Here is a 6,317-nt window from a genome sequence, read left to right as displayed (position 1 = left end):
CTGTCGCTCCTCGCACCTCAGGGAGCGGTGGTGGTGCGTCGCTATCGCTCCTCGCACCACAGGGAGCAAGTACGCGGATCGTGTCGCCCATCGACACCTTCCGCGACATCTGGGACCCAGACGAAAACACCGCGGGCGCATCCGGTGAGTCCGGATGCGCCCGCGGTGGTGGTCGCTTACAGCAGCTGGTCCCTACTCGGGCGGCGGCTGCTTGCGGAAGGAGCGGGTCGACGAGTCGTCGGCCGGCGGTTCGCCGCCGTCGACCTTCGGGATCTGCTCGGTCGGACGCTCCCACGGGTTGCCGGCCGACGATGCGGTACCGGCCGCCGGTGCGTCCCGCTTGATCATGGACGTCCGACGCTCATCAGCGGCGGGCGCGGTGGCAGCCGGGCCTGCGGTGGCCACGGCGGCGTCGTCGTCGCGACGTCCGCGGAGGAACATGAAGACCGCCAGGGCCAGCATGATCACGCCGAGCACGCCGAGCACGATCGGCAGCCAGAAGCCCAGGAGGTTCAGCTGCGTGACGTAACCGCTGGCGGTGTCTGCCTGCTTGGTGACGATCCCGTCGGTCCACTTGAAGGTGCCCTTGAGGGCATCCATGCGGAAGTCACGCACGACCGCGGGGTTGGACTCGCTCTGGTCGGGCGACTTGAAGTACTGGTGCTGATCCTCGCGGCCGTCGACGATGGTGCCGGTGATCGGCTCGACGTAGACGTGGCGCACGGCCGAAGCGTGGCGGTGCATCGTGATCGGATCGTTCGGGCGGACGCCCTGACCGCTGATGCCCCACCACTTGGCCGGCATCGTCAGCATGGTGCCGAGGGCGGCCTCGCCCTGTGCGTTCGGCAGGCTCGACAGGTCCTTCTCCGGGACGTCGCAGGCGAAGTGAAGGGTCTTGATGCCCTTGATCTCGACCTCTTCCTGGAACTTCGCGTTGCAGTCCTGGCGGGTGTTGAGGTCGTAGTACAGGTAGTCGCGCTGCTTGACGTCGAAGCCGAACTTGTACTGGAAGCCCTTGCGGTTGTCGAGGGCGACCGAGACGTCGTTCACGTTGCCGCCCGGCGGCACGGCCTCGAGCTGCAGCGAACTCACGGCACCGTTGGGGACCGAGGTCTTGCGGTTCACCGACACGTGGTCGATGGTCGCGGTGAGCAGGCCGTCCTTACAGGTGCGGGTCTCGCCGGCAGCGGCGACGGTGGGCTCGGTCTCCTGACCGTCGGCGTCGCGGATGCGGTCGATCAGGACGGTCTGCGCGGACTGCAGAGTCGCCTGGCGGCTGTCCGATGGCTCGACGATGACCGATCGGCGCTGCTGCGTCAGATGCGCCTCGAACGTGCGGGCACGATCCTCCGACACCGAGCACCGGTCGAAGATCACCGCCGGGAAGCGGTCACCGGTGGACCCGTCGGCGGCGACGGTCGTCGCATCCGAGGTGATGTCGAGGTCGAGGGGCACCACCTTCAGCGTCGGCACCAGGTACAGCGGGATGGCAATGGCGACCGCGAGGAACGCGGCACCAAAGAAGGCCAGCAGTGCCGGCACGAAACGTCTCATGTGTGACTCCTGTGAATCAGCAGCGTAATCGGTATCACCCTAGCGGGCGTCTCGCGTTCCGTACGCGTCAGTAGGCCCGACATGCCGGGATTCGCGATCGTGCATCAGTTCGTGCGGGTCCGATCGGCACGCCGATCGCGTTCGGCTTCCTTCAGGATGCCGGCCATGTACCCGTAGATCTCCTTGTCCGACATGGCTTTCCACCTCGGGGCCAGGAGCTTCATGTACTTCTCTACATACAACAATTGTTTGCCGACGAGGACCAGTTCGCGGGGGAGGCGGGCGTCGTGGGCCTTGGCCACGGCGGCGAGTTGTCGGCCCAGGTCGGTGTATGACATCGAGCCCAGGTCGGTCGTCGACAGCGGGGTCGTCACCTTCTTGATGTCCTCGGCGCCCTTGGCCGTCGACCCGGGCTTGTGCACGGCGCCGAGTAGGAAGATGGCGCGACCTGCGGATTCGTAGTCTGCGCGAACCACCAGGTCGACGACGAGCTGACGAAGGATGCGACGGGTCCGGGGCGTGAACCGTCCGACGATGCCGAAGTCGAGCAGCACGATCTTCCCGGCGTCGTCGACGAGGACGTTGCCGGCGTGGAGGTCGCCGTGGAAGAGGCCGCCGTGGAATGCCGAGTCGAGCAGCGACAGCAGCAGATTGCGACACAGCGCGACGCCGTCGTGCCCGGCCGCCCGAACCGCCGCGGCGTCGTCGATCCGGACCGCATGGATGCGCTCCATCGTCAGCACGCGCTGCGTCGTGAACTCGTCGTGGACCCGCGGGACGCGGACGCGGTCGCCGAAGGGACCCGGCTGCAGGCACTCGAACCATTCGCGCATGGTGTCGGCTTCGATCCGGAAATCGAGTTCGGCGTCCAGCCCGGCCGCGAAGTCCTCGACGACGTGCCGCGCACTGAGCATCCGCCCGTACTCGGAGATCTCGACGAGACCGGCGATCCGCTCGAGGATCGCGACGTCGGGTGCCAGGCGGTCGGCGATCCCGGGCCGCTGGATCTTCACGACCACCTCTTCGCCGCTGTGCAGGACCGCCGTGTGGACCTGCGCGATCGACGCCGAGGCGATCGGCACCGGGTCGAACTGTGCGAACACCTCTTCGGGGGGTCGGCCGAGTTCGGCGACGAACTGTGCGCGCATGGCGTCGGGATCGGCCGGCTTCACGCGGTCGAGCAGCTTCTCGAACTCCGAGGAGAGGGCGTCGGAGAAGACGCCCGGGCTGGACGCGATGAGCTGCCCGAGCTTCACGTAGGTGGGGCCGAGATGTTCGAAGGTGGAGCGCAGCTCATGAGCGGCGCGCGCAGTACTGGGTGGGCGGCCGCGTAGCGCGTCGCCTGCCGTGTGGAGGACGAACCGACCGAGGCCCGCAGCCGCGTGTGCAGTGGTCGTCCCGAATCGCGTGACCTCGGCGATGGGCGACACCGGATGCAACTGCGTGCGCCGGCCGTCGTCGACCGAGCTGTTGATAGTCACCGTCGGCCATTGTAACGATCATCGATGTCCGATCCAGCGACTCGGCGGGCTGCGTCGACCTCCCGACGTGCCGTTGTGGCGGAGATGCACGGACGACGGCAGACTTGTGCGGTGCCGACCCATGCGCTCTCGCGCATCGGTCCCTCGACCGCGAACGATGTCGACACCGAACATCCACCCCTAGGAGATTTCCGTATGCCCACGACGGTCAACGCGTACACAGCCACGGCAGCAGATCGCCCGCTCGAACCGACCACCATCGAGCGCCGCGACCTCGGCCCGAACGACGTCGCGATCGCCATCGCCTACGCCGGCATCTGCCACTCCGACATCCACACCGCGCGAAACGAGTGGAACGGCACCACATTCCCGGTGGTACCGGGTCACGAGATCGCCGGTACGGTCTCCGCCGTCGGAGAGGGCGTCACCCGCTACGCCGTGGGCGACCGCGTGGGAGTCGGCTGCTTCGTGGACTCCTGCCGAGAGTGCGAGCCGTGCCGCCTCGGCGAGGAGCAGTACTGCGAGCGGGGCAACACCGGAACGTACAACGCGGTCGGGCGCGACGGGCAGCGCACCCACGGCGGGTACAGCACGTCCATCGTCGTCGACGAGAACTATGTCTGTCGTATCCCGGAGGGCATCGCGCTCGACGTGGCGGCGCCGCTGCTGTGTGCGGGCATCACCCTGTATTCGCCTCTGCGGCACTGGGAAGCGGGACCCGGTAAGAAGGTGGCCATCATCGGGCTCGGCGGCCTGGGGCACGTCGGCGTCAAGATCGCGCACGCACTGGGCGCGGAGGTGACGGTCCTGTCGCAGTCGTTGAAGAAGATGGAGGACGGGCTGCGCCTGGGCGCCGACCACTACTACGCGACGAGTGACCCGCAGACCTTCCGCGAGTTGCGGGGGCGGTTCGACCTCATCCTCAACACCGTCTCGGCCAACCTCGACATCGGGAAGTACCTCGGCATGCTCGCGCTCGACGGCACGCTCGTCGAACTCGGTCTGCCCGAACATCCGATCGAGGTCCCGGCCGGAGCGCTGATCGGTAAGCGCCGCAACTTCTCCGGTTCGATGATCGGTGGGATCGCACAGACCCAGGAGATGCTCGACTTCTGCGCCGAACACGGTATCGGTGCCGAGATCGAGGTGATCTCCGCGGACAAGATCAACGAAGCCTACGACCGAGTGGTCGCCTCGGACGTGCGCTACCGCTTCGTGATCGACACCGCCACGCTCTGATCACACCCTGTCCGACGACACATGTCGGCCCGGCCCGCCCATCCGGCGGCCGGGCCGGATGTTTGATGTACTCCTTGCTGGGAATCCGTACACCGAACATCCCGCACCAACCTCGAGGAGGCGGCCGCGCATGACCACAACGGAACTCGCGCCGGTCGAACAACGCACCGATGCACCGCGACACGACGAACTGCCCATCACCCACGACGGGGCGACCGCCGCGCTGATCACGCCCTGTCGCAACGGGATTCAGCACACGAGAACCTCGACGATCCTTCCGGACCGTCGAGGAACGGATTGGATCTCAGAACACCATCACGATGAGGCCGACGATGATCGCGATCATCGCGATGACCAACAGCCCGACGCCCAGAAATGCGCCGACCCCGCTGGCCGGGAAGCGTTTGGTCCGATCGGGTTGTTCGTGCGAAAGGCCTGATGTCTGAGGTGTGTCGGGAGGGGTGTCGCCGGGGGTGACGCCGCCACCGGCCTCGAGGTCGGGTGTCTCTTCCGGTGCCGGGTCCATGGATCCGCGTGGTTCATCTGTCATGACGGTCGCATACCCGGGGCGTCCGGGGCCCACACCTCGGTCCTGATCGCGGGGCCGTCCGGCGGAGTTTGGAAGCCGTCCATACCGGGAAACCGGACATCTGACGGATACCCGAAACGGATTGGTGGTGAAAGCCCTACATGTCCGAAGAGTTGCCGATGGAGCCGGCCGAGACCGGCACACCGGACCAGACCCCCGATGACGCCCGCCGCAAGGTCGACGAACTCGAAGCAGAGCATGTGGACGAACCCGACGAGAAGGCGTCGTCGGCCGAACCGGCCTCTGCATCCGACGACGAGGACGACCTCGAGTCCCCTGCCGCCGGGGACCCCGAGCCGCCGGACTGATTCCTGCCACCGAACCGTCGGTGGATTCCACAACCGTCGAGCGCCAGGAGGGCAGGAGTATCTCGAGTCTGCGCATGGTGGCCGAACACGGGTTGCCCGAGAACCTGATCACCTACGGGGAAGATCGGATTCGCGGCATCGCCGAGCGGTTCGGCATGGACTACTGCGGAGTCACCATCACCCGTGACACAACCCTCCAGATGACCCCACGTGGTGATCTGGAGACCGTCTGGGGATCCGACCGCATCCCGGACGAGGTCGTGGTGTTCGTGACGGAGATGCCCCGCCTGTTCAGTGGGCGTGGCGGTGAAGGCCGTTCCCGGGACAGCGTTGTCCTGGCGGAACTCGACCGGGAACGCGGCGCCGCGGTGATCTCCCTGCCCGCGCTCGGTCCCTCGCCCCGCCGACGTCTGGGCAAACTGATCGCGACGGTCGTGTCCTCGCTCAAGGACTCCTCCACCGAGCCGTTCGAGCTGTCTCGCGGCCTACTCGTCGAGCGGGATGGTGACACGGAATACGTGGTGGCCCAGGGACTCTCCGCGCGGGCGCTGTTGACCGCGGGGATGGTTCGCGGCAACCGGCCGTGGCGTCTGATCCCGACGCTCACCGGCATGACGGCGGCAGCTGCCGCGGCGGCGTCGTTCGGCGTCTTCTTCTCCACCATCTGGTCGATGGCCAACGCACTGAGCCCGTGGCGTCTGGCTGCCATCTCGGTTCTGTCGATGGTCCTGGCGGCACTCTGGCTGATCGTCAACAACCGCCTGTGGGAGAAGACCACCGACACCTACCGGCCCCGCGCCCGCCTCTACAACACGGCCACGGTCTGCACCGTCGTCTTCAGCGCGGTGGTCCTCTACGTCGGTTTGTTCCTCGCGGTCCTCGTCGCCGCGATGACCGTGATCGACGAGACCTTCCTGTCGTCGCAACTCGGATTCGAAGCGGGACTGCACAACTACTTCAACCTGGCCTGGCTGGCGACCTCGATGGGGATCTTCGCCGGTGCGTTGGGGTCCAGCGCCGACAGCCACGACGACGTGCTCCGGGCGACGTACGGCTATCGGGAACGCCTGCGACGCCGCGCGGCGGAGTCGTCACGAAGGAACGAGATGAGCGAATCGAGCTGAAACCGAGACTGTTTCAGTGGCA

6 protein-coding genes are annotated in these 6,317 nt (G+C 66.8%); 3 read left to right on the top strand and 3 right to left on the bottom strand.

Annotated elements, in window-relative coordinates:
- Nucleotides 1-192 precede the first annotated feature (192 nt).
- Together OK17_RS12925 and OK17_RS12920 are read right to left on the bottom strand one after the other, a co-directional pair.
- Nucleotides 193-1,554 (bottom strand): PorA family protein, encoded by a 1,362-nt coding sequence (locus OK17_RS12925; RefSeq protein WP_461417674.1) that lies wholly within the window; start codon nucleotides 1,552-1,554, stop codon nucleotides 193-195.
- 104 nt (nucleotides 1,555-1,658) lie between these two features.
- A complete protein-coding gene (locus tag OK17_RS12920) occupies nucleotides 1,659-3,035 on the bottom strand; it encodes an ABC1 kinase family protein (protein ID WP_232716947.1) in 1,377 nt (458 codons plus the stop codon).
- A 195-nt stretch (nucleotides 3,036-3,230) separates the two neighbouring features.
- On the opposite strand from OK17_RS12920, the gene OK17_RS12915 reads away from it, so the two are divergent.
- Entirely contained in the window at nucleotides 3,231-4,274 is a 1,044-nt protein-coding gene (locus OK17_RS12915) for an NAD(P)-dependent alcohol dehydrogenase (RefSeq protein WP_232716948.1), read from the top strand.
- Between the two features lie 304 nt (nucleotides 4,275-4,578).
- On the opposite strand, the gene OK17_RS12910 is transcribed toward OK17_RS12915, so the two are convergent.
- Nucleotides 4,579-4,824 (bottom strand): DUF6480 family protein, encoded by a 246-nt coding sequence (locus OK17_RS12910; RefSeq protein ID WP_232716949.1) that lies wholly within the window; start codon nucleotides 4,822-4,824, stop codon nucleotides 4,579-4,581.
- A 140-nt stretch (nucleotides 4,825-4,964) separates the two neighbouring features.
- On the opposite strand from OK17_RS12910, the gene OK17_RS12905 reads away from it, so the two are divergent.
- Together OK17_RS12905 and OK17_RS12900 are read left to right on the top strand one after the other, a co-directional pair.
- The gene (locus OK17_RS12905; RefSeq protein WP_232716950.1) at nucleotides 4,965-5,171 is read left to right on the top strand and encodes a hypothetical protein; all 207 of its coding nucleotides are present in this window, start codon (nucleotides 4,965-4,967) and stop codon (nucleotides 5,169-5,171) included.
- 74 nt (nucleotides 5,172-5,245) lie between these two features.
- Entirely contained in the window at nucleotides 5,246-6,295 is a 1,050-nt protein-coding gene (locus tag OK17_RS12900) for a hypothetical protein (protein ID WP_461417678.1), read from the top strand.
- Nucleotides 6,296-6,317: the final 22 nt, after the last annotated feature.

Source organism: Gordonia sp. GN26, assembly GCF_054823965.1.
This window is presented reverse-complemented; position numbering and strand designations above follow the sequence as displayed.